Consider the following 21,077-nt stretch of genomic DNA (forward strand, 5'->3'; position numbering starts at 1 on the left):
TCGAAAAATTCAGTACGCGGAAAGGAAACCGCTTTTCCCTGGAAAACACAAACCCCCGGCAGAGGTTCAGGAGTGCAAGAACACGGGAAACATGCGCGATTCGGACATAGGGTTCCGATCAGAAGTGCCCCTCACAGGTGCAGAAGCATCCGGCTGTTGCCCAAGGTGTTCGGCTTCACCCGTTCGAGACCGAGGAACTCGGCTACTCCCTCGTCATAGGAACGCAGCAGCTCGCTGTAGACATCTCCGTCGACAGGAGTCTCACCGATCTCGGTGAAGCCGTGCTTCGCGAAGAAGTCGACTTCGAAGGTGAGGCAGAATACCCGGCGCACCCCGATCCACCGCGCCGTCTGCAACAGCTTGTCGAGGACCTGGTGGCCCACTCCGGCGCCCTTGAACTCGCGGTCCACTGCGAGAGTGCGTACTTCTGCGAGGTCTTCCCACATCACATGGAGCGCGCCGCAGCCGACAACCTTCGCGTCGTCGTCGCGTTCCGCGACCCAGAACTCCTGGATGGACTCGTAAAGCGTCACCGTCGCTTTGTCGAGCAGGATCCGCTCGCGCACGTACGCATCCAGGAGTCCGCGCACCGCCGGCACATCGCTGGTCCTGGCTCTGCGGACGGTGAGGGCTTTTGCTCGCGTACCTGGCATGCGCAAGACGTTATCGCCCTGCGTCTCCCTCACGGTCATCGCGGTCCGCATCCCCCTGAACGATGCGCAAAGCATCACGGAGTGCATCGCGCTGCTCGGAGGACATCATGCCGAAGAAGGCGACAAGCGCGGCCGCGGAGTTGTCACTCGTGGACCAGGCTTCGTTCATCAGTGCGGCCGAGTAGGCGGCGCGGGTGGAGACCGCCGTATATCTATAGGCGCGGCCGTCCACTTCCCGGCGCACCCAGCCCTTCTGATGGAGATTGTCCAATACGGTCATCACGGTGGTGTAGGCGATGGTCCGGTCGCGTTCGAGGTCTTCCAGGACTTCCCTGACAGTGACCGGACGGTTCCACTCCCAGACCCGTGACATCACGGCGTCTTCCAGCTCTCCCAATTGACGGGGCACATCTGCACCATAGTGCGAGATGTCACGAATAGCTGGTTATTTGCGCAGAAACCTCAGAAAACACAGAAAAGGGTGTACGGCATGAAATGCCGTACACCCTCCGAGCGCGGACGAGCACAGAACGGTCAGGCCGTGCTGCCACCCGTCGGCTGGACTGCGGCCTCGGCGCGGGCCACCGCCGCGTCCACGGCCGCGTCTTCCTTGGTCTTGTTCGGGCCGCCCTGGCTCTTCACGATCGTTCTCACGAGGATGGTGAAGAACACGGCCATCACCACGGGGGGCACAAGCGCGGAAACGTAGTCCATACGGACAGAGTAGCTAAGGGCTGTCCCGCAATTCCCGGCGGGCGCGCGACGACAGCTACGGCACCTCGCCGCGTTGTCGGAACGTCCACATACATCCAGTATGCGGACGTTTCTCCGCCTTGCGGTGCACCGCATCTGACGCCGCGCGCTGATCCACCAGGAATTGCGGGACAGCCCTTAGCCGGTCAGCGAGTGCTGAGACGGGGGCGCCGCGGGCTTGCGGCGTGGCGGGAAGACCTCGGACGGCTTGGGGGCCGGGCGGGGCCTGACCGGGGCCGGGGCCTTGTCCGGGGCCGGGCGCTTCGGCTCGTCCGGGTCCTTCGACATACGGCCGCCGGGCAGCGCGAGCAGCCGGGTGCGCGGGCCGGGGGTCACGGCGCGGCCCGCGAGCCGGGTGCGTACCGACTGCTCGGCCAGTGCCCGGCAGCGTCTCAGCAGGGCGTCGCCGGACGGTGCGCCGCGCAGGGTGCGCAGGGCGGCGAGGTCCTCGGGACGGGGGTCGTAGCCGGCCGCCAGGGCGTCCTGGAGCAGTTCCGTGTAGCTGCCGGCCGTGCCGGGGAGGGCGTCGCGGTAGCGGGCGAGGTCGGCGAGGAGGAAGGCGCGCAGTCTGCCCGCCTCGGCGATGGCCTCGTCCACGGACTCGGCGAGACGCAGACAGTCCTGGACGTCCTCTTCTGCGACGGGGGTCGGGTTGAGGGCGATGGCAAGGGCGCGTCGGAGCACACGCAGCTCATCCGCGCTGAAGGCCATGCCGCCTCGGGATCCGTAGGGCGTGGGCATGGAATGACGATACGTACTAAAGGGACAATATCCGCTTAATGGACTGGTGGCGGCGCGGCGGGGCGCGGTCGCCCGGCCCTGGCCGTACTGCCGTACCCCGCCGCGCCGCCACCCGCGTCATGGAACCGGGGCGGCTCCGTCCTGCCCGGTCAGAGCCGGGCGACGTTCCGCTCGTAGACCAGGCGCAGCCCGATCAGCGTCAGCCACGGCTCGTGCTCGTCGATGACCGTGGCCTCGCTGAGCACCATCGGGGCGAGGCCGCCGGTGGCGATGACCGTGACGTCCGCCGGGTCGTCGGCGAGTTCGCGGGCCATCCGGTTCACCACCCCGTCGACCTGCCCGGCGAAGCCGTAGATGATGCCGGACTGCATCGCCTCCACGGTGTTCTTGCCGATCACGCTGCGCGGGCGGGCCAGCTCGATCTTGCGGAGCTGGGCGCCCTTCACACCGAGCGCCTCGACCGAGATCTCGATGCCGGGGGCGATGACACCACCGGTGTACTCGCCGCGCGCCGACACCGCGTCGAAGGTCGTCGCCGTACCGAAGTCGACGACGACGGCGGGGCCGCCGTAGAGCTCGACTGCGGCGACCGCGTTGATGATGCGGTCCGCGCCGACCTCCTTCGGGTTGTCCACCAGGATCGGGACGCCCGTCCTGATGCCGGGCTCGACCAGGACGGCCGGGACGTCGCCGTAGTAGCGGCGGGTCACCTCGCGCAGTTCGTGCAGGACGGAGGGGACGGTCGAGCAGACCGCGATCCCCTCGATGCCGTCGCCGAGTCCGCGGCCCAGCAGCGGGTGCATTCCCATCAGGCCCTGGAGGAGTACGGCGAGTTCGTCGGCGGTGCGGCGGGCGTCGGTGGAGATGCGCCAGTGCTCCACGATCTCGTCGCCGTCGAACAGGCCGAGCACGGTGTGGGTGTTGCCGACGTCGATGGTGAGCAGCATGGATTACTCCGCCTCGCGCAGGTCGAGACCGATGTCGAGGATCGGCGACGAGTGCGTGAGCCCGCCGACCGCGAGGTAATCGACGCCCGTCTCCGCGTAGGCACGGGCCGAATCCAGGGTGAGCCGGCCCGAGGACTCCAGGCGGGCGCGGCCGCCGACGAGTGCGACGGCCTCCGCGGTCTGCTCCGGGGTGAGGTTGTCCAGCAGGATCAGGTCGGCGCCCGCGTCCAGGACCTCGGTGACCTGGGCGAGGGTGTCCACCTCGATCTCGATGGCGAGGTCGGGGAATCCGGCGCGTACGAGCTTGAACGCCTCGGCGACGCCGCCGGCCGCGACCACGTGGTTGTCCTTGACCAGGGCCGCGTCGGAGAGGGACATCCGGTGGTTGACACCGCCGCCGCAGCGCACCGCGTACTTCTCCAGGGCGCGCAGCCCCGGTGTGGTCTTGCGGGTGTCGCGGACCTTGGCCTTGGTGCCTTCGAGCACGTCGGCCCACGCGCGGGTGGCGGTCGCGATGCCGGAGAGGCGGCACAGCAGGTTGAGTGCGCTGCGCTCGGCGGTCAGCAGGTCGCGGGTGCGGGTGGTGACCGAGAGCAGCTTCTGGCCTGCGGCGACGCGTTCGCCGTCCTCGGCGTGCCGCTCGACCTCGAAGGCGTCGGTGCAGACGATCGAGAGGACCGCTTCGGCGACGCGCAGGCCCGCGACCGTACCGGCCTGGCGGGCGGTGAAGTCGCCGGTGGCGACGGCGTCGGCGGGGACGGTCGCGACGCTCGTCACGTCCACGCCCCCGTCCAGGTCCTCGTCGATGGCGAGGTGCGCGATGTCCTCGACCAGCACCGGGTCGAGCCCCGAAGCGGCCAGCAGCTCGGCGAGAGCTGGGTCGAGACCGCACTCCATCGGGTCGGATCCGTCATAGCCGTCGCCGCAGGCGCACGCGTCGCCGCAGCCGCCCACCGGCTCGGCGCTCGCGGCATCGTCGCCGATCCGGTGGACGGGGAGGTCTGGGGTGGTCACGGTCACTGCTCCTGGGAAGGCTGAGGGAGGGTCGGGGGAAAGTCGGCGCTGTCCGTGGTGTGCACGGCGAGCGAACGGTCGGGGCGCAGCGTGACGACGAGGTGGCGGCGCCAGCCGGTGTCGTCGCGGTCCGCGTGGTCCTCGCGCCAGTGGCAGCCGCGGGTCTCCTCGCGGCGCTGCGCCGCTGCGGTGAGGACGCGGGCGACGCAGAGGAGGTTGGTCGCCTCCCAGGCCTCGACGCCCGGTTCGGCGGGCTTCATCGCGACGGCGGGCAGGGCTTCCGGGGCTCCGGCCGCTGCCGCGTCCATGGCGGCGCCTGCCGCGGCTTCCGCCACGGCTTCGGCCGCGGTCTGCGCCTCCGCCTCGGCGCGGATCGCCTCCAGCCGGTCCGCCGCACCGGCGAGGCTCTCCGCGGAACGGAGTACTCCGGCGCCCGCCGTCATGGTGCGCTGGATACGGAGCCGGGCCTCGGGCGGGAGGAGCGGGAGTGTGCCGGGCTCCCGCTCGCCCCGGGGTACGGCCGCCGCGGCGCGCACACCGGCGCCCGCAGTGACGATGTCGTCCGCGATGCGCTCGGCGAAGACCAGGCCCTCCAGGAGGGAGTTGGACGCGAGCCGGTTCGCGCCGTGCACGCCGGTGCAGGCGACCTCACCACAGGCGTACAGACCGGGAACGGTCGTACGGCCGTGCAGGTCGGTGCGGACACCGCCGGACGCGTAGTGCGCGGCGGGCGCGACCGGGACCGGCTCGGTCACCGGGTCGATACCGTGACTGCGGCAGGCGGCGAGGATCGTCGGGAAGCGCTGCTCCCACATCTCGGCGCCGAAGTGCCGGGCGTCGAGGTACATATGCTCGGTGCCGTGCTCCTGCATCCGGCGGGTGATGGCCTTCGCCACGATGTCGCGTGGGGCCAGCTCGGCCAGCTCGTGCTGCCCGGTCATGAAGCGGACCCCGTCGGCGTCGACGAGATGGGCGCCCTCGCCCCGTACCGCCTCCGAGACCAGCGGCTGCTGGCCCTCGGCGCCCGCGCCGAGGAAGAGCACCGTGGGGTGGAACTGGACGAACTCCAGGTCGGAGACCTCGGCGCCGGCCCGGAGCGCCAGGGCCACGCCGTCGCCGGTGGAGACGGCCGGGTTGGTGGTCGCCGAGAAGATCTGGCCCATACCGCCGGTGGCGAGCACCACAGCGGGTGCGCGGACCGCGCCGACGCCGTCGTGCTGGCCCTCCCCCATGACATGCAGGGTGACACCCGCCGTACGGCCTTCGGAGTCGGTGATCAGGTCGAGGACCAGGGCGTTCTCCACGGCGCGCAGTGCGGCCGCGCGGACCGCGTCGACCAGGGCGCGGGAGATCTCGGCGCCGGTGGCGTCGCCGCCCGCGTGCGCGATGCGGCGGCGGTGGTGGCCGCCCTCCCGGGTGAGCGCGATCCCGCCGGTCTCGTCGGTGTCGAACCGCGCGCCGGTCGCGATGAGCCTGCGTACGGCGTCGGGGCCCTCCGTGACCAGGGTGCGGACCGCCGCCTCGTCGCAGAGACCGGCCCCCGCGACCAGCGTGTCGTCGAGGTGCTGCTGGGGGGTGTCGCCCTCGCCGAGCGCCGCCGCGATGCCGCCCTGGGCCCAGCGGGTCGAGCCGTCGTCGAGGCGGGCCTTGGTCACGACGACGGTGCGCAGCCCGGCCGCGGTGCAGCGCAGCGCGGTGGTCAGTCCGGCCACTCCGGATCCGACGATCACGACGTCGGCGTCGATCTCCCAGCCGGGGGCGGGGGCTTGCAGGCGTATTCCGGTTCCGGTCACTGTGGTTCCCCGAAGGTCAGCGGGATGTTGTCGATCAGACGCGTCGTACCGACCCGGGCGGCGACCGCGAGTACGGCTTCGCCCCGGTGGCCCTCGGTGGCCTCGGTGAAGTCGGCCGGGTCGATCAGGGACAGGTAGTCCAGGGAGAGCGCCGCGCCGTCGAGGACGGCCCGCGCGGCGGCGCGCACGGCCGCGGGGGTGGCGGGGGTACTTCCGGCGAGGGCGTCACGGCCCGCGAACAGGGCGCGGGACAGGGCCAGCGCGGTGGCGCGGTCCGCGGTGGAGAGGAAGCGGTTACGGCTGGACATCGCCAGCCCGTCCGGCTCCCGGACCGTCGGTACGCCCACGATCCCGACCGGGAAGTCGAGGTCTCGCACCATCCGCCGTACCAGGGCGAGCTGTTGGGCGTCCTTCTGCCCGAACAGCGCGACATCGGGGCGGGTGAGGTGCAGCAGTTTGGCGACGACGGTGAGCATCCCGTCGAAGTGGCCGGGGCGCGCCGCGCCTTCGAAGCGCTCCCCCATCGGGCCCGCGGCGATCCGGACCCGGGGCTCACCGCCCGGATAGACCTCGTCGGCCGAGGGCGCGAAGACGGCGTCCGCACCCGCCAGTTCGGCGATGGCGAGGTCCGCTTCGAGGGTGCGCGGGTAACGGTCGAGGTCTTCACCCGCGCCGAACTGCAGCGGGTTGACGAAGACCGTCACGACGACCTGTCCGGCCTCGCCCACCTGTTCCCTGGCCGCCCGGACGAGGGTGGCGTGGCCCTCGTGCAGGGCGCCCATGGTCATGACGACGGCACGGGGGGCGCCCCCGGGGGAGGCGTGCAGTTCGGCGGCCGTGTGCAGCAGCGCGGTCGCGGTCATCGCGTCTCTCCGTCCGCGAGGACTCCCAGCAGGTCCTGGGCCAGTTCCGGCTTGAGCAGCCCGTGCGCGAGGGCGCGGTCCGCCGTCGTACGGGCCATCGCGAGATAGCCGGCGACGGCCTGCGGTGCGTGCTTGCGCAACTCCTCGACGTGCACCGCGACCGTACCCGCGTCGCCCCGGGCGACCGGCCCGGTGAGCGCGGCGTCGCCGGACCTGAGGGCGTTGTCGAGGGCGGCGCCGAGGAGCGGCCCGAGCATCCGGTCGGGGGCCGACACCCCCGCCGTACGCAGCAGCTCCATCGACTGGGCGACCAGGGTGACCAGGTGGTTCGCGCCGAGGGCGAGCGCCGCGTGGTAGAGCGGACGGGACTCCTCCGAGATCCACTCGGGCTCGCCGCCCATCTCGATGACCAGCGCCTCGGCGGCGAGCCGCAGCTCGTCGGGGGCGGTCACGCCGAAGGAGCAGCCGGCCAGTCGCTGGACGTCCACCGATGTGCCGGTGAAGGTCATCGCCGGGTGCAGCGCGAGCGGCAGGGCTCCGGCGCGCAGGGCGGGGTCGAGCACTCCGGTGCCGAACCGGCCCGACGTATGGACCAGGAGCTGTCCCGGCCGGACCGCGCCGGTCTCGGCCAGGCCCTCCACCAGCGCGGGCAGCGCGTCGTCCGGCACGGTCAGGAGGACCAGCTCGGCGCGGGCCAGCACCTCGGCCGGGGTGACCAGGGGGACGTCGGGGAGCAGGACGGCGGCCCTGCGGACTGATGCGTCGGAGACACCGGACGCGGCGACCGGGCGGTGTCCGGCGAGCTGGAGCGCGGCGGCGAGCGCCGGGCCCACCCGGCCCGCTCCGACCACGCCGACGGTGAGCCGCGCGGGGCGGGATTCTGCTGATGCGTTCACGTGGGACGGCCTTCCGTTCCAGTCCGCGAGGGGTACCGGACGATTTCCCCGTCATGCTACGCCCAGGATTCGGGGTAACTCGTTGGACTGTCCACAGGCTGCGGACGAGGATCGGCGCATGACGAACGAGGCGGACACCACCGGGGCCGACGGCACCGGGCAGCACGGCGGGACCCGGCACGACAGCGGAGAGGAGCGGGCCGGCGGGGACGGGCAGACCGAACGGAGCGAACAGCCCCAGCAGGCTCAGCAGCCCCAGGAGGACGGAACACAGCGCAGGATCGCGGCGATGCGTGGCGCGAAACGGGTGCTGTCGAGGCCGCACGCGGTCCTCACTCTGGGCGAGCAGCTGACCGCACTCGCGGCGGACGCGGGCACGGTGTACGACCTGGACGAGCCGGTGGACATATACGGCGGCGGGGTCGTCGCCGAGCTGGAGCGGCGGGTGGCCGGGCTGCTCGGGTTCCCGGCCGCCGCCTTCTTCCCCACCGGCACGATGGCGCAGCAGGTCGCGCTGCGGTGCTGGGCGGGACGTACCGGTGATCCGGTGGTCGCGCTGCATCCGATGGCCCACCCCGAGCTGCACGAGCGGGGCGCTTTCGGAGCCGTGAGCGGGCTGCGTACCGTCCATCCGACGTCCGCGCCCCGGCTCCCCACGGCCGCGGAGGTACGCGACTTCGAGGAGCCCTTCGGCACGCTGATGTTCGAACTCCCCCTGCGCGACGCCGGTTTCGTACTCCCGACGTGGGACGAGCTGGTGGCGGTCGTCGCGGCCGCCAGGGAACGTGACGCGGTGGTGCATCTCGACGGCGCGCGGCTCTGGGAGTGCGCCCCGCACTTCGGCCACGGTCTGGAGGAGATCGCGGGGCTCGCGGACAGTGTGTACGTCTCCCTCTACAAATCCCTCGACGGCCTCTCGGGCGCCGTACTCGCGGGACCGGCCTCACTGATCGACGAGGCCAGGACCTGGCGCCACCGGTACGGGGGCGCCCTCTTCCAGCAGTACCCGGCCGCACTGTCCGGCCTGCTGGGCCTGGAACGGGAGCTGCCCCGGCTGGCCTCGTACGTCGCGCACGCGAAGGTCGTCGCCGCGGGGCTCACGGACGGGTTCCGGGCGGCGGGTGTGCCCTGGTTCCGGGTCAACCCCGAGGTGCCGCACACCCATCAGTTCCAGGTGTGGCTGCCGTACGAGGCGGATGGGCTGTCGGAGGCGGCGGTCGTGCAGGCGGAGGAGACGGGGGTGGCGCTGTTCCACCAGTTCTATCCGGCGCCGGGCGGGGTGCCGGGGGTGTCGCTGACCGAGGTGACGGTGGCGGCGCCGGGGCTGTCGTGGACCGCGGCGGATGTGACGGGGGCGGTCGAGGAGTTCGTACGCCGGGTGAGCTGACGCAGGGGAGCGCGAAGCGCGGACCACCACTTCCCGGTCCGCTGCTTCCGGGACGGCTCGTTCCCGAGCCGCTCGTTCCCGGTCCGCTCGTTCCCCGACGGCCCCTTCCGGGGCCGCTGCTTCCGCCTACGTCTCGCGTCCGGCCGGTCCGTGCGCAGGTGGTCACGGATCTCGCCGATGGCTTCCCAGTCGTGCCGGCCCGGCAGGGGTGGCGCCGTCTCTCCCCGCTGGGCCGCGCGGTAGGCGTCGAGCATGTGCTGCTGGTTCGCGTTCATGGCCCCACCCTGGGCACCCGCCGGGGCCCCGGGCTCCCCATTTGACGAGCGCAGTCAATCGGCGGCCGGACTGTCGGTGGGGGCAGGCACCATGGACCCATGAGCGTGGACATCGACATCACAGGGCTGCCGCCCGGGGGGATCACTTTCGAGCTGTCTCCCCTGGCGGAGCTCGGCAATGCTCTGCATGTGCTGTCCGAACCGGGACACCATCCGGGGCTGCACGGCTGGGCCACGGCGACGGCCGCCGCGCTGGAGCCGGACCTCGCCGACCGGCTGCACGAAGCGGACTTCCTGTGGCGCTCCACGTTCTCGGACATCTTCATGCCGTTCGCGGGCGCCCAGCACGGCGGTGGCAGGCCCGGGGCGACCCTCGCCGAGGATCTGGATCTGCTCGACCTGCTGACCGACGATGAATTCGTGACGGTCGCGCTGGAGTTCACCTGCTCCGTCACCTACGACCTCGGCGGCCCCTCGCCACTCACGGACGCGGGGGTCCGCAACCGCGCGCTGGACCTCGCGGCGGCCCGCGGCCCCCGGCAGCTCGACTTCACCGGGCATCTGCTGAACGACCCGGTCACCGTGCGGGCCTGGATCCGGCGGCTCTTCAAGGACTGCGAGCAGGCGTTCTTCGGCGACACCTGGCGCCGCATACGGATCCAACTGGCCGCCGACGCCCGGCACAAGACCGAGATCCTGCGGCACAAGGGCCTGGCCGACGCGATGACCGCGGTCTCCGCCGCCCTGTCACTGGACAGCACGGGCACCAGGATCAGCGCCGACAAGCTCGCCGAGGGCCGTTCGGCCGCGGTGGGCGCGCCCGCCGGGGACGGCCTCACCTTCGTACCGACCAGCTTCGGCTGGCCCCATCTGCTGGTTCTGCACCGCCCGGGCTGGCGCCCGGCGATCCAGTACCCGGTCGCCGCACCCGAGTTGCCGTCCCCGGCGTCGGTCGAGCTGCTGAAGCTGCGGCTGGAGGCGCTGGCCCACCCGATGCGGATGCGGATGTGCCGGGGGCTGGCCCGCTCCCCGCGCACCACGGGCGAACTGGCCGACACGCACGGCATATCCGCGCCGGAGATCTCCCGCCATCTGGCGGTCCTGAAGCGGGCCGGCCTGATCACCACCAAGCGGCGCGGGCGGTATGTCCTGCACCAGCTGGACCTCACCGTGGTGGCCAGGCTCGGCAGCGACTTCCTGGAGGGGGTGCTGCGCTGACGGCCGGCTCGGCCTGGCCCCCTCTCAGCGCGCCCCGGAGCCCCCGGCCCGGACCAGACCCGTTTCGTACGCCATCACGACCACCTGGACCCGGTCCCGCAGTTCCAGCTTGGTGAGGATGCGGCCCACATGCGTCTTCACCGTGGCCTCCGACAGCACCAGCCGCGCCGCGATCTCGCCGTTCGACAGGCCCTGCGCGACCAGCAGCATCACCTCGCGCTCCCGGTCCGTCAGCCGCGCGATCTCCTTGTGCTGCGGATCCGCGACCGTGCTCGGCAGCATCGGCGAGAAGCGGTCAAGCAGCCGCCGCGTGGTCGACGGGGCGACCACCGCGTCGCCGCTGTGCACGGACCGGATCGCCCCGAGCAGCTCGGCCGGGGGCACGTCCTTGAGCATGAATCCGCTGGCGCCCGCCTTCAGCCCGGAGAAGGCGTACTCGTCCAGGTCGAACGTGGTCAGGATCAGCACCTTCGGCGCATCCGGCCGCGCACAGATCTGCCGGGTCGCCTCGACACCGTCCAGCCTGGGCATACGGACGTCCATCAGCACCACGTCGACCGCCGTCGACTTGAGCACGCCGATCGCCTCCGCCCCGTCGCCCGCCTCCGCGACGACCTCCATGTCCGGCTGGGCGGCAAGCACCATCCGGAAGCCGGTGCGCAGCAGCACCTGGTCGTCGACGAGCATCACGCGGATCGCCATCTCGTAAGAATCCCTTCGATACAGCTAGTGGGCAGGCTTGAGCGGCAGCAGCGCGCTGATCCGGAAGCCGCCGCCCGGGCGCGGGCCCGCGTCCAGCGTGCCCCCGACCATGCCGATGCGCTCCCGCATACCGATCAGACCGTGCCCCTGACCGTCCGCTCCGCCGTCCTGGTACAACTCGTGCGCCGCACCCCGGCCGTCGTCCTCGACCAGCAGGCCGAGCCCGTCGTCGAAGTAGACGAGACGCACACTGGCGCCCACGTCGGGCCCGCCGTGCTTGCGGGTGTTGGTGAGCGCCTCCTGCACAATGCGGTACGCGGTCAGCTCCACGCCACTGGGCAGCGGCCTCGGTGTCCCCTCGATACGGAAGTCCACCGTCAGCCCGGCGACCCTGACCTGCTCGACCAGGTCCTCGATCTGCCGCACATCGGGCTGCGGGACGTACTCACCGCTCTCCGGCGCGTCACCGGTCCGCAGCACCCCCAGCAGTCTGCGCATCTCGGCGAGCGCCTGGCGGCCGGTGGACGAGATCGTCTCCAGCGCCTGCTTGGCCTGGTCGGGCGAGGCGTCCAGGACATAGGCGGCGCCGTCGGCCTGGACCACCATCACCGAGACATTGTGAGCGACGACATCGTGCAGCTCGCGGGCGATCCGGGCCCGCTCGCCGGCGACCGCCACCTTCGACTGCGCCTCGCGCTCCCGCTCCAGCCGGGCGGCCCGCTCCTCCAGCTGCGCGAAGTAGGCGCGCCGGGTCCGTACCGAGTCGCCCATCACCCAGGCCAGGAGGAACGGAACCGTCGCCACGACCGCGAAGACCGCCTGCTGCACCCAGCTGGTGACAGCGGCCTCGTGCCAGCGCAGCTGCGCCAGCGTCCCCGCGCACAGGCCGCCGATCAGGCCGAGCCGGGAGGCCCAGCGCTCGCCGTCGGCGGCGACGGTGTAGATGAGCGCCAGCATGGCCAGGTCGGCCGGCCCCGTCCTGACGTCGAAGACCAGCTGCGCCACCCCCAGCACCGTCACGAGCAGCAGCATCTTCTCGGGCGCCCGGCGGCGCAGGGCGACAGCCGTGCAGAGGCCCAGGAAGACCGGGACGGACTTGTAGTCCGGCCCGTGCCCCATCCGGGACGCGTCCCACTGCATCACCGAGAGCCCGAGGAGGATGACGGCCCAGAAGCCGTCGACCAGAGTCGGGTGTCTGCGGATGAAGGCGTAGAGACGCTGCACGTAACCCAGCGTAGCTATGCCGGACAGGTGCAAGGGTCAACCGGAGGACCGATCCGGTCGCCCGGTGAGTACTCCCCAAGGTGGAGACTTGACGCCGTGACTGATGAGTGGCGCGGGTGGCGTGAGGCGGCGGAGGCCGCGCTGTACGGGGCGGACGGCTTCTATCTGCGGCCGGAGGGCCCCTCGGCCCACTTCCGCACCTCGGTGCACGCCTCTCCGCTGTTCGCATCGGCCGTCGCCCGGCTGCTGACCGGGATGGGCATCGCGGAACCGGCCATGGTCGACATGGGGGCGGGCCGCGGTGAGCTGGTGACAGGGGTTCTGGCCGCGCTGCCCGCCGACTTCCCGGTACGGGCGTACGCCGTCGAACGCGCGCCCCGTCCGGCCGGGCTCGACGAGCGCGTCGTCTGGTGCTCCGAGCCGCCGGCCGGGGTGCGCGGGCTGCTCTTCGCGAACGAGTGGCTGGACAATGTGCCGCTCGACATCGCAGAGGTGGACCATGCCGGGACGCCGCGCTATGTGCAGGTCAGGACGGAGGACGGCGCCGAGCGGCTGGGCGGGCCGGTGACCGGGGCGGACGCGGAGTGGCTGGACCGCTGGTGGCCGCCGGAGGGGCCGGGTACGCGCGCCGAGATCGGCCGCCCACGCGACGAGGCGTGGGCCGCGGCGGCCGGAACACTGGAGGTGGGCCTCGCGGTGGCCGTCGACTACGCACACGCACGCACGGCCCGCCCGCCCTTCGGCACGCTCACCGGCTTCCGGGAGGGCCGGGAGGTGCGGCCGGTACCGGACGGGAGCTGCGACATCACCGCCCATGTCGCGCTGGACGCGTGCGCGCTGCCGGGTGCGGAGCTGCGTACCCAGCGGGAGGCCCTGCGCGCCCTCGGGATCAGCGGTGAGCGCCCGCCCCTGGCGCTGGCCTCGGCGGACCCCGCGGCGTACGTCAGAGGCCTGGCGGCGGCGGGCGAGGCCGCGGAACTGGTGGCGCGGGGCGGTCTTGGGGACTTCGGGTGGCTGGCGCAGCGGGTGGGCGGGGGCCCGGGGCCCTGGTAGGGGCGCGGCGGCGCGGGCAGGTGCCGCGGGCGGGCCCCGGTGAGGTCACGGCTGCCTGCCGGGGATACTGGCCCGTATGACGGAGACGACGGTCGGCATCGGCGGCGCCGCGGAGAGCACCGACATGGTGCTCAACATCGGCCCCCAGCACCCTTCCACCCACGGAGTGCTCCGCCTCCGGCTGATCCTGGACGGCGAACGCATCCAGCAGGCCGAGCCGGTCATCGGCTATATGCACCGGGGCGCCGAGAAGCTCTTCGAGGCCCGCGACTACCGCCAGATCATCATGCTCGCCAACCGCCACGACTGGCTCTCCGCCTTCTCCAACGAGCTGGGCGTCGTAATGGCCGTCGAGCGGATGCTCGGCATGGAGGTCCCCGACCGCGCGGTCTGGACCCGTACGCTCCTCGCCGAGCTGAACCGGGTGCTCAACCATCTGATGTTCCTCGGCTCGTACCCACTCGAACTGGGCGGCATCACGCCGGTGTTCCACGCCTTCCGGGAGCGCGAGGTGATCCAGGCGGTCATGGAGGAGGTCTCCGGCGGCCGGATGCACTACATGTTCAACCGGGTCGGCGGCCTCAAGGAGGACCTTCCGGCGGGCTGGCTCGGACGGGCGCGGGACGCCGTGGCCGATGTGCGCTCACGCATGGACGTGTACGACGACCTCGTCCTCGGCAACGAGATCTTCCGGGGCCGCACCCGGGGCGTGGGGGTCCTCTCCGCCGCCGCCGTGCACGCGTACGGGGTGAGCGGACCGATCGCGCGCGGCTCGGGCGTCGACTTCGATCTGCGCCGCGACGAGCCGTATCTCGCGTACGGCGATCTGCAGGACACCCTGAAGGTCGTCACCCGCGAGGAGGGCGACTGCCTGGCGCGCTTCGAGGTGCTGCTGGGCCAGACGCACAACTCGCTGGACCTGGCCGACGCCTGCCTCGACCGGCTGGCCGCACTGGCTCCCGGACCGGTCAACCAGCGGCTCCCGAAGGTGCTGAAGGCCCCGGAGGGCGAGACGTACGCCTGGACCGAGAACCCGCTCGGCATCAACGGCTACTACCTGGTGTCCAAGGGCGAGAAGACCCCGTACCGGCTCAAGCTCCGCTCGGCGTCGTTCAACAACATCCAGGCGCTGACCGAGCTGCTGCCGGGCACTCTCGTCGCCGACATGGTGGCGATCCTGGGCTCGCTCTTCTTCGTGGTCGGCGACATCGACAAGTAGCAAGCGGCAGGTACGCGGGCGGACGCGGAGCGGCCCGGACCCCGCCGGGGGTCCGGGCCGCGGACGATCAGCCGGTCGCTCGTAGCGACCGGCCGGCCGCTACGAGATCGCGGTGCGCAGCACGCCCACGTCGATCTGCTCCGTCTCGTCGTGCTCCGTCAGGTCGATGACCTGGCCGGTCCCGCGGTCGGCCGCCAAGCTGTCGTCCGTGCTGTCCGCCGGGCCCGCCCCGGCCGTGGAGACCGCCGCCTCGGCGTGGTGGGCCGCGATGGCCTCCGCACCCACCACGTCCGCCAGGTCCTCGTTCTGCACCGAGGCCAGCTGCGCGGGCTCCAGGGCCGATGCGGACGTCTTCTCCTTCTGCGTGCTCTGCATTCCGAAGAAGTCGAAGCCGCCCACGGGCCGGGGCGCGCGGCCCTGCCGCGAGGTGTACGGGGAGATGGCGGCCGCCGGAACGCGACGCGGAGCAGGGAGAGCCGACGGCGGGCGCGTGTGCTCGGCGGCGGCCGCCGCAGGCTTCCCCTCCGGCTCGGCCGCCTCCCGCTGTTCGCTCTGCTGCCGCTGCTCGCGGTGGGCCCGCTGGTCCTGCTGCTCGCGCTGGGCCGCCGCGTTACGGCTCAGCGCGCCGAGTGCCTGGGCGGCCTTCGCGTACGCGGCCGGAGTGGGGGTGGAGCGTGCAACCGGCAGCGCGGCCCGGGCCGCGGGGGGCGCCGCGGCCTCGATCGCCAGGAGCCTGCGGCCCTCCAGCGCGCCGGCCCGGGCGGTCTCGGCGGTCGCGTACCGGCGCAGCAGCGCGGCGTGCTCCCCGCGCAGCCCGGCCAGTTCGGCCCGCTTGGCCCGCAGCTTCGCCTCCAGCTTGACGCGCAGGGCGCGCGACTCCTCCAGATCGCCTTCCAGTTCGGCGGTGCGCTCCTCGGCCCGCCACTCCTCGGCCGCCCTCGACCGGGTCAGTTCGGCGACCCTGCGGCCCGCCACCCGGTCCCAGCTGCGCATCAGGACCGCGCCGGTCACCGCGGCGGCCGCCGCGGCCGCGGCCAGACAGCGGAGCACCAGGGGATCCGCGAACAGCCAGGCGCCGACGGCGAAGAGGAGCGAAGCACCGGCTACGGCCGAAGGCTGGAGAAGCCGGTGCAGGGGTGGGGAATGGCGGTGGCGTCCACGTGGCATGACCCCAAAATTACCGTGCGTGTGAGCCGAATGGATGACCGCACCGGGATTTGTTCCCCAGCGGTTACCTCGGACGGTTACCCGGTGCGCCCCGCCATTCCCCGGGGACCGGCTAGTTGATCAAGCTCTTCGACTTCAGATAGTCCTTCGCGACATCGTCGGGCTTCGCGCGCTGGGAGTCGACCTTGCGGTTCAGCTGGACCAGATCGGCGGTCGTCAGCGCCGATGTGAGCTTGGCGAGAGCCGCCGCGATGTCGGGGCTGCCCGCGCCCTTGGCATTCACGACCGGCAGGACATTGTCCGCGTTCTGGAGCTTCTTGTCGTCCTGGAGCAGGACCAGACCGTAGGTGTCCAGCGTCGCGTCCGTCGTGGTGGTCAGCACCAGCTGGTCGGTGCCGTCCTTGACCGCCTGCTTGGCCTGCGGGGTGCCGACGCCCTTGGGGTCGATGCCGGTGACGTCAATGCCGTACTTCGACTTCAGGCCCGGTGCGCAGAACGGCCGGACCGCGCATTCGTCACCTGCGGCGATCTTGACCTTCGCCTTCGACTTCCCCAGATCCGAAAGGGACTTGAGCTTGTTCTTGGCGGCGAATTCCTTGGTCACCGCGAAGGCGTTCTGATCGACCGCCGCACCGGCCGGCAGCACCTTCAGCCCGCGCGGGCCCGCCAGCTTCTTCAGGGCCGCCACGGTCGCCGCGACATCGCCGGAGGCGACGGGCTTCTTCTCGGCCTGCTTGGCGCCGTTCGTCTTGGCGTTGAGGAATTCGGCGAGGGTGGCCGCGTATTCCGGTACGACGTCGATCTGGCCCTTCTCCAGCGAGGGTTCGTAGAGTTCGCGGTTGTTCACCGAGGTGACCGAGGTCTTGTATCCGGCGTCGGCCAGCACCTGGCTGTACAGCGCGGCGAGCACCTTCGACTCGGTGAAGCCGGCGGCGCCGATGACGAGCGAGCCTTTCTTGCCCGAACCGGCCGCGGCACCCGACCCGCCGCCGTCCTTGCTCTTCTCGAGGCTGTCGCCGCCGCCGCCGCACGCCGCGAGGGAGCCCGTCAGGGCCACCACGCCGAGCACCGCGCCCGCTATTCGCGAGGTCTTGATCATGAGGTCCACTCCAAGTGACAGGTGATTGAAGAACGTTCGGGAGATTCAGCAGAGAAAGCAGAAACGGCGGAAGCGGTGCGCAGCCGTACCTGCCGGTGCACGGGACGGATGTCCGGCGTTGCCGGTGGCGGACGCACTCAGGCCGCCTTGCGCCGCGGGTCGAGCAGCCGGTCCGCCACCACCAGCAGGCCCTCCACGACGAGGGCCAGCGCGGCGACGAGCAGCGCGCCCGCCACCACCTGCGCGGTGTCGTACGTGTTGAACCCCGCGGTGATGATCCGGCCCAGGCCGCCGCCGCCGGTCATCGCGGCCAGCGTCGCCGTGGCTATCACCTGGACCGCTGCCGACCTGAGTCCGGTCATGATCAGCGGATAGGCGAGCGGAAGCTCGACCCGCAGGAACAGCTGGCGCCCCGACATCCCCATCCCCCGGGCCGCCTCCACCACCGACCGGTCCACCTCGCGCATCCCGGTGTACGCGTTGGTCAGCAAGGGCGGCACCGCGAACAGCACCAGGGCGATCACGGTCGGCAGATCGCCGTGCGAGCGCAGCGGGGTCAGCAGCAGCAGCGCGAGCACCGCGAACGTCGGTATCGCGCGCCCCACGTTGGAGATGTTCACGGCCAGCGCGCCGCCCCGGCCGATGTGCCCCAGCCGGAGCGCGACCGGCAGCGCGATGAGGCACGCCAGCGCGAACGCGATCCCGCTGACCGTCAGATGCTCGGCGAGCCGGTGCTCCGCACCGCTCTCCCCCGACCAGTTGGACCCCGTCGTCAGCCAGCTCCAGGCATCGGTCAACTCGCCCATGGTCAGCCCGCCTCAGCCGTACGGACCGCTCGCGGCGTCCGTATCCGGGTCCAGGGCGTGAGCAGCCGCTGCACGCCGAGCAGTATCAGATCGGCCAGGACGGCCAGCAGCACGCAGAGCACGGAAGCGGTCAGCACCTGCGCCTTGAAGAGGGTCGGCAGCGCGTCCGAGATGAGATTGCCGAGCCCGCCCTTGCCCACGATCGAGCCGACCGTCGTCAGCGCGACCGTGGAGACCGTGGCGATCCGCACCCCGGCGAACAACGCGGGCAGCGCCAGCGGCAGTTCGACCTCCCAGAGCAGCCTGGCCGGCCCGTACCCCATCCCCCGCGCCGCCTCCCGGGCGTCCTCGGGGACGGAGGCGAGCCCGGCCATGATGTTCCGTACGAGAATGGTCAGCGAGTAGAGCACCAGGCCGGTGACCACCAGGGCGGCCGACAGGCCGAACCACGGCAGCAGCAGCGAGAACATCGCCAGCGACGGCACCGTGTAGAGCACGGTCGTCAGCCCGAGCACCGGCCCCGCGAACACCCGCCCACGGCGGGCGACGAGCGCCAGCGGCAAGGCCACCACCAGCCCGATGGCCACCGAAACCGCGGTGATCCAGATGTGCTGGACGGTCGCGTCGGTCAGCTCCTGGCTGCGGGAGGTGACGTAGTCCCAGCAGAGCCAGTCGTTCCTCGCCATGCAGTTCTGCCCGCTCATCGCGCCCCGCTTCCCGGCCCCCGCCGCGCTCCGGCCCCGAACGACCCGTTGTCCTGCCTCAATGAACCGTTGTCCGGTCCCCATCGGTTTGCTCAACCCAGTGGCGACCTTATCCCCGGCCACTGACAATGCCGGGATCCGTCGCACTGCAGCAACATGGCCTTCACAACCGGCCCGTCACAATGGGGAATCATGATCCGATTCGAAAACGTCACCAAGCGGTACGCCGACGGCACGACCGCCGTCGACAACCTCTCCTTCGAGGTCGCCGAAGGTGAACTGGTCACGCTCGTCGGCCCGTCCGGCTGCGGGAAGACCACCACGATGAAGATGGTCAACCGGCTCATCGAGCCGACCGGCGGCCGGATATTCGTCGGCGGGGACGACATATCCGCCACCAACCCCGTCGAACTCCGCCGCCGCATCGGCTATGTGATCCAGCAGGTCGGCCTCTTCCCGCACAAGACGGTGCTGGACAACACCGCGACGGTCCCGCACCTGCTGGGCGTCAAGCGTTCCGCCGCACGCGCCAGGGCCGCCGAACTCCTCGACCTGGTGGGTCTCGACCCGTCCGTCCACGGCGCCCGCTACCCCGAGCAGCTCTCCGGCGGCCAGCGCCAGCGGGTGGGCGTGGCAAGGGCGTTGGCGGCCGACCCGCCCGTACTGCTGATGGACGAGCCGTTCGGCGCAGTCGACCCGGTCGTGCGCGAACACCTCCAGAACGAGTTCCTCGCGCTCCAGAAGTCCGTCCGCAAGACGGTCCTCTTCGTCACCCACGACATCGAGGAGGCGGTACGGCTCGGCGACCGCATCGCGGTGTACGGGCAGGGCACGATCGAGCAGTTCGACGCCCCGGCCGCCGTGCTCGGCGCCCCCGCCACCCCTTATGTGGCGGACTTCGTCGGCGCCGACCGCGGCCTCAAGCGGCTCTCCGTCACCCCGGTCGAGCCCGGCGACCTGGAACAGCCCCCGGTGGTGCACCTCGACGACCCGCTGCCCGCCACCCTCCCGGGCTGGGCGGTCGTCCTGGACCGGGACGAGAATCTGCACGGCTGGATCTCCGCCGGACAGGCCGCCATCGCCAAGGGGACGGTGCGCGAGCACGCCCGCCGTATGGAGGCATGGCTGCCGGTCGGGGCCTCACTCAAGCAGGCGTTCGCCACCATGCTCCAGCACGACGCCGGGTGGATCGCGGTGATCGACGAGGACGGCGCCGGCCGCTTCCTGGGCGTGCTGACCCCGGCCCGGCTGCACGAGGCGCTGCGCCGCTCCACCGCGGCCGACGCCCGGGACATCCCGCGCGACGAAGTGGAGCTGGAGACCGTCAGCGGCCGGTGAGCCGCTGGCTCAGCCACACCATGCCCGCGGGGATCTCGCGGCGCCAGGTGTTGAAGTTGTGCCCACCACTGGTGAGGGTGATCGACGACAGCCGGGTGGGCGGCTTCACCTTGTCCATGAACCGCATCGTGCTGCGGTAATTCCCCTCGCCCTTTTTGCTGGTGGTCACCAGGAGCGAGGTGGCCGGAGCGGGCCGGTGCTCCAGGCTCCACGTCAGATCCGCGCGCCGCCGCTCCAGACCGTTGCCCTGGAAGAGGTCGCCCGTCGTCGGGTCCTCGGCCGCGCGGTAGTACGCGGAGAGACCGGCCCCCGCCCCGTACACACCCGGATGGTGGACCGCCAGTTTCAGCGCGCAGTATCCGCCCGTCGAGTCCCCTATGGAGCCCCAGTTCCCGGGACCGGGCCCGACGCGGTACGCGGCCCTGACGGCCCCCGGCAAGTCCTTCGCGAAGAACGTCTCGCTCTGCGGTCCGCCCTTTATGTCCACGCACTCGGTGTCCCGCGGCGGGGCGACCGTCGGCCGCAGCATCACCAGCACCATCGGCCGCATCTTCCCGGCTTTCAGCTGGTCGAACTCCGTCCTCGGGTAGTGCAGACCGTGGATCAGGTTCTCCGCGGTGCCGGGGTAGCCGGTGAGCACGACAGCTGCCGGGAAAGTTCGCTTCATATACGCCCGCTGGAAATACTGCGGCGGCAGATAAACGTACGCGGGGCTGGCTATCTTCGACGTGCGGCCCTGGATCACGACCTTCTGTATCTGCCCGGCGAGCTCCGGTTTGGTGCCGCCCGGGACGTCCAGACCCGCCCTCGATACGACCCGTACGTCATGACCGCCCGCGTTGTGGTCCACGACCACGCCCGGCGTCTGCTCCTGGCCGAAGAGATCGGCCCACGACCCGTAGAAGAGGAAGGAGTTGTTGGCCATGAGTCCGACCATGACGAAGACCGCCACCTGGGTGGCGAGGAACAGGCCGATCCGCCCGGCCACCGCGCGGCCGCTGCGCCGTGCGAGCCGCGGCCAGAGCCAGATCGTCGCGGCGAACAGGGCGATGGCCAGCAGTGCGGCGAGCGCCAGAACCTTGTGGCTGGTGAGACCCATGGGGAGCCGAGCTTTCTGCGGAGAGATTTTCCGGGTGACGGATGAACCCGCACCCCGTAATTGCCGTCCTAGAGGACACAAAATGTCCGGATGCAGCGCCGACTTCGGCGATCGGCGGACACAGAA

General features: G+C 71.4%; 21 protein-coding genes. 5 read left to right on the plus strand and 16 right to left on the minus strand.

Annotation, left to right across the window (positions count from 1 at the left end; translation table 11 throughout):
• Positions 1-131: 131 nt before the first annotated feature.
• From OG452_RS14845 to OG452_RS14885, 9 genes are all read right to left on the minus strand, one after another.
• Positions 132-653 (minus strand): amino-acid N-acetyltransferase, encoded by a 522-nt coding sequence (locus tag OG452_RS14845; protein ID WP_327296071.1) that lies wholly within the window; start codon positions 651-653, stop codon positions 132-134.
• A gap of 10 nt (positions 654-663) precedes the next feature.
• The gene (locus OG452_RS14850) at positions 664-1,062 is read right to left on the minus strand and encodes a BlaI/MecI/CopY family transcriptional regulator (protein WP_266854666.1); all 399 of its coding nucleotides are present in this window, start codon (positions 1,060-1,062) and stop codon (positions 664-666) included.
• A gap of 125 nt (positions 1,063-1,187) precedes the next feature.
• Complete coding sequence (locus OG452_RS14855; RefSeq protein ID WP_327296072.1) at positions 1,188-1,367, minus strand: hypothetical protein; 180 nt, start codon at positions 1,365-1,367, stop codon at positions 1,188-1,190.
• Between the two features lie 177 nt (positions 1,368-1,544).
• Positions 1,545-2,117, minus strand: coding sequence for a hypothetical protein (locus OG452_RS14860; RefSeq protein WP_327299638.1), 573 nt, complete (start codon positions 2,115-2,117; stop codon positions 1,545-1,547).
• A gap of 179 nt (positions 2,118-2,296) precedes the next feature.
• On the minus strand, positions 2,297-3,094 hold the full coding sequence (locus tag OG452_RS14865) for a type III pantothenate kinase (protein WP_164267894.1): 798 nt from the start codon (positions 3,092-3,094) through the stop codon (positions 2,297-2,299).
• A 3-nt stretch (positions 3,095-3,097) separates the two neighbouring features.
• A complete protein-coding gene (nadC, locus tag OG452_RS14870; RefSeq protein WP_442810155.1) occupies positions 3,098-4,078 on the minus strand; it encodes a carboxylating nicotinate-nucleotide diphosphorylase in 981 nt (326 codons plus the stop codon).
• Between the two features lie 32 nt (positions 4,079-4,110).
• Complete coding sequence (locus OG452_RS14875) at positions 4,111-5,901, minus strand: L-aspartate oxidase (protein WP_327296074.1); 1,791 nt, start codon at positions 5,899-5,901, stop codon at positions 4,111-4,113.
• A complete protein-coding gene (gene panC / locus OG452_RS14880; protein ID WP_327296075.1) occupies positions 5,898-6,764 on the minus strand; it encodes a pantoate--beta-alanine ligase in 867 nt (288 codons plus the stop codon). Before panC ends, OG452_RS14875 begins: the two co-directional genes overlap by 4 nt.
• Positions 6,761-7,660 carry a Rossmann-like and DUF2520 domain-containing protein gene (locus OG452_RS14885; protein WP_327296076.1) on the minus strand — a complete coding sequence of 300 codons (900 nt, stop codon included), beginning with the start codon at positions 7,658-7,660 and terminating at the stop codon, positions 6,761-6,763. Before OG452_RS14885 ends, panC begins: the two co-directional genes overlap by 4 nt.
• Before the next feature lie 118 nt (positions 7,661-7,778).
• Here OG452_RS14885 and OG452_RS14890 point away from each other — a divergent pair, with 118 nt between their 5' ends.
• Both OG452_RS14890 and OG452_RS14895 read left to right on the plus strand, forming a co-directional pair.
• The gene (locus OG452_RS14890; RefSeq protein WP_442810014.1) at positions 7,779-9,047 is read left to right on the plus strand and encodes a threonine aldolase family protein; all 1,269 of its coding nucleotides are present in this window, start codon (positions 7,779-7,781) and stop codon (positions 9,045-9,047) included.
• 380 nt (positions 9,048-9,427) lie between these two features.
• Positions 9,428-10,540 (plus strand): DUF5937 family protein, encoded by a 1,113-nt coding sequence (locus OG452_RS14895; RefSeq protein WP_327299640.1) that lies wholly within the window; start codon positions 9,428-9,430, stop codon positions 10,538-10,540.
• Positions 10,541-10,564: 24 nt separating this feature from the next.
• Here the strand turns inward: OG452_RS14895 and OG452_RS14900 are convergent, their stop codons facing one another.
• The gene (locus OG452_RS14900) at positions 10,565-11,242 is read right to left on the minus strand and encodes a response regulator transcription factor (RefSeq protein WP_327296077.1); all 678 of its coding nucleotides are present in this window, start codon (positions 11,240-11,242) and stop codon (positions 10,565-10,567) included.
• A 24-nt stretch (positions 11,243-11,266) separates the two neighbouring features.
• Complete coding sequence (locus OG452_RS14905) at positions 11,267-12,466, minus strand: sensor histidine kinase (protein WP_327296078.1); 1,200 nt, start codon at positions 12,464-12,466, stop codon at positions 11,267-11,269.
• Between the two features lie 96 nt (positions 12,467-12,562).
• Between OG452_RS14905 and OG452_RS14910 the strand changes: the two genes are divergently transcribed.
• Together OG452_RS14910 and OG452_RS14915 are read left to right on the plus strand one after the other, a co-directional pair.
• Positions 12,563-13,519 (plus strand): SAM-dependent methyltransferase, encoded by a 957-nt coding sequence (locus tag OG452_RS14910; protein ID WP_327296079.1) that lies wholly within the window; start codon positions 12,563-12,565, stop codon positions 13,517-13,519.
• Between the two features lie 76 nt (positions 13,520-13,595).
• The gene (locus OG452_RS14915) at positions 13,596-14,738 is read left to right on the plus strand and encodes an NADH-quinone oxidoreductase subunit D (protein WP_327296080.1); all 1,143 of its coding nucleotides are present in this window, start codon (positions 13,596-13,598) and stop codon (positions 14,736-14,738) included.
• 99 nt (positions 14,739-14,837) lie between these two features.
• Here the strand turns inward: OG452_RS14915 and OG452_RS14920 are convergent, their stop codons facing one another.
• The 4 genes from OG452_RS14920 to OG452_RS14935 form a co-directional block, all read right to left on the minus strand.
• Complete coding sequence (locus OG452_RS14920; protein ID WP_327296081.1) at positions 14,838-15,905, minus strand: hypothetical protein; 1,068 nt, start codon at positions 15,903-15,905, stop codon at positions 14,838-14,840.
• 112 nt (positions 15,906-16,017) lie between these two features.
• Entirely contained in the window at positions 16,018-17,004 is a 987-nt protein-coding gene (locus OG452_RS14925) for an ABC transporter substrate-binding protein (RefSeq protein WP_327296082.1), read from the minus strand.
• A gap of 137 nt (positions 17,005-17,141) precedes the next feature.
• Positions 17,142-17,810 (minus strand): ABC transporter permease, encoded by a 669-nt coding sequence (locus OG452_RS14930; RefSeq protein ID WP_327296083.1) that lies wholly within the window; start codon positions 17,808-17,810, stop codon positions 17,142-17,144.
• A gap of 2 nt (positions 17,811-17,812) precedes the next feature.
• Positions 17,813-18,514: an ABC transporter permease gene (locus OG452_RS14935; RefSeq protein WP_327296084.1), complete on the minus strand. Its 702-nt coding sequence runs from the start codon at positions 18,512-18,514 to the stop codon at positions 17,813-17,815.
• Between the two features lie 192 nt (positions 18,515-18,706).
• Between OG452_RS14935 and OG452_RS14940 the strand changes: the two genes are divergently transcribed.
• A complete protein-coding gene (locus OG452_RS14940; RefSeq protein WP_327296085.1) occupies positions 18,707-19,852 on the plus strand; it encodes an ABC transporter ATP-binding protein in 1,146 nt (381 codons plus the stop codon).
• Here OG452_RS14940 and OG452_RS14945 read toward each other — a convergent pair.
• Positions 19,839-20,951 (minus strand): alpha/beta hydrolase, encoded by a 1,113-nt coding sequence (locus OG452_RS14945; protein WP_327296086.1) that lies wholly within the window; start codon positions 20,949-20,951, stop codon positions 19,839-19,841. The genes OG452_RS14940 and OG452_RS14945 overlap by 14 nt on opposite strands.
• Positions 20,952-21,077: the final 126 nt, after the last annotated feature.

The sequence above is a fragment of the Streptomyces sp. NBC_01197 genome (genome assembly GCF_036010505.1).
In the GTDB taxonomy this organism is placed as follows: domain Bacteria; phylum Actinomycetota; class Actinomycetes; order Streptomycetales; family Streptomycetaceae; genus Streptomyces.

Excerpts from the sequence above, each read along its gene's own strand:
- OG452_RS14860 (WP_327299638.1), bottom strand. The coding sequence starts at position 2,117 with ATGGCCTTCAGCGCGGATGAGCTGCGTGTGCTCCGACGCGCCCTTGCC.
- OG452_RS14845 (WP_327296071.1), bottom strand. The coding sequence starts at position 653 with ATGCCAGGTACGCGAGCAAAAGCCCTCACCGTCCGCAGAGCCAGGACC.
- OG452_RS14920 (WP_327296081.1), bottom strand. The coding sequence starts at position 15,905 with ATGCCACGTGGACGCCACCGCCATTCCCCACCCCTGCACCGGCTTCTC.
- OG452_RS14935 (WP_327296084.1), bottom strand. The coding sequence starts at position 18,514 with ATGAGCGGGCAGAACTGCATGGCGAGGAACGACTGGCTCTGCTGGGAC.
- OG452_RS14890 (WP_442810014.1), top strand. The coding sequence starts at position 7,779 with ATGACGAACGAGGCGGACACCACCGGGGCCGACGGCACCGGGCAGCAC.
- OG452_RS14945 (WP_327296086.1), bottom strand. The coding sequence starts at position 20,951 with ATGGGTCTCACCAGCCACAAGGTTCTGGCGCTCGCCGCACTGCTGGCC.
- OG452_RS14940 (WP_327296085.1), top strand. The coding sequence starts at position 18,707 with ATGATCCGATTCGAAAACGTCACCAAGCGGTACGCCGACGGCACGACC.
- OG452_RS14915 (WP_327296080.1), top strand. The coding sequence starts at position 13,596 with ATGACGGAGACGACGGTCGGCATCGGCGGCGCCGCGGAGAGCACCGAC.
- OG452_RS14865 (WP_164267894.1), bottom strand. The coding sequence starts at position 3,094 with ATGCTGCTCACCATCGACGTCGGCAACACCCACACCGTGCTCGGCCTG.
- OG452_RS14900 (WP_327296077.1), bottom strand. The coding sequence starts at position 11,242 with ATGGCGATCCGCGTGATGCTCGTCGACGACCAGGTGCTGCTGCGCACC.
- OG452_RS14925 (WP_327296082.1), bottom strand. The coding sequence starts at position 17,004 with ATGATCAAGACCTCGCGAATAGCGGGCGCGGTGCTCGGCGTGGTGGCC.
- OG452_RS14855 (WP_327296072.1), bottom strand. The coding sequence starts at position 1,367 with ATGGACTACGTTTCCGCGCTTGTGCCCCCCGTGGTGATGGCCGTGTTC.
- OG452_RS14930 (WP_327296083.1), bottom strand. The coding sequence starts at position 17,810 with ATGGGCGAGTTGACCGATGCCTGGAGCTGGCTGACGACGGGGTCCAAC.
- panC (WP_327296075.1), bottom strand. The coding sequence starts at position 6,764 with ATGACCGCGACCGCGCTGCTGCACACGGCCGCCGAACTGCACGCCTCC.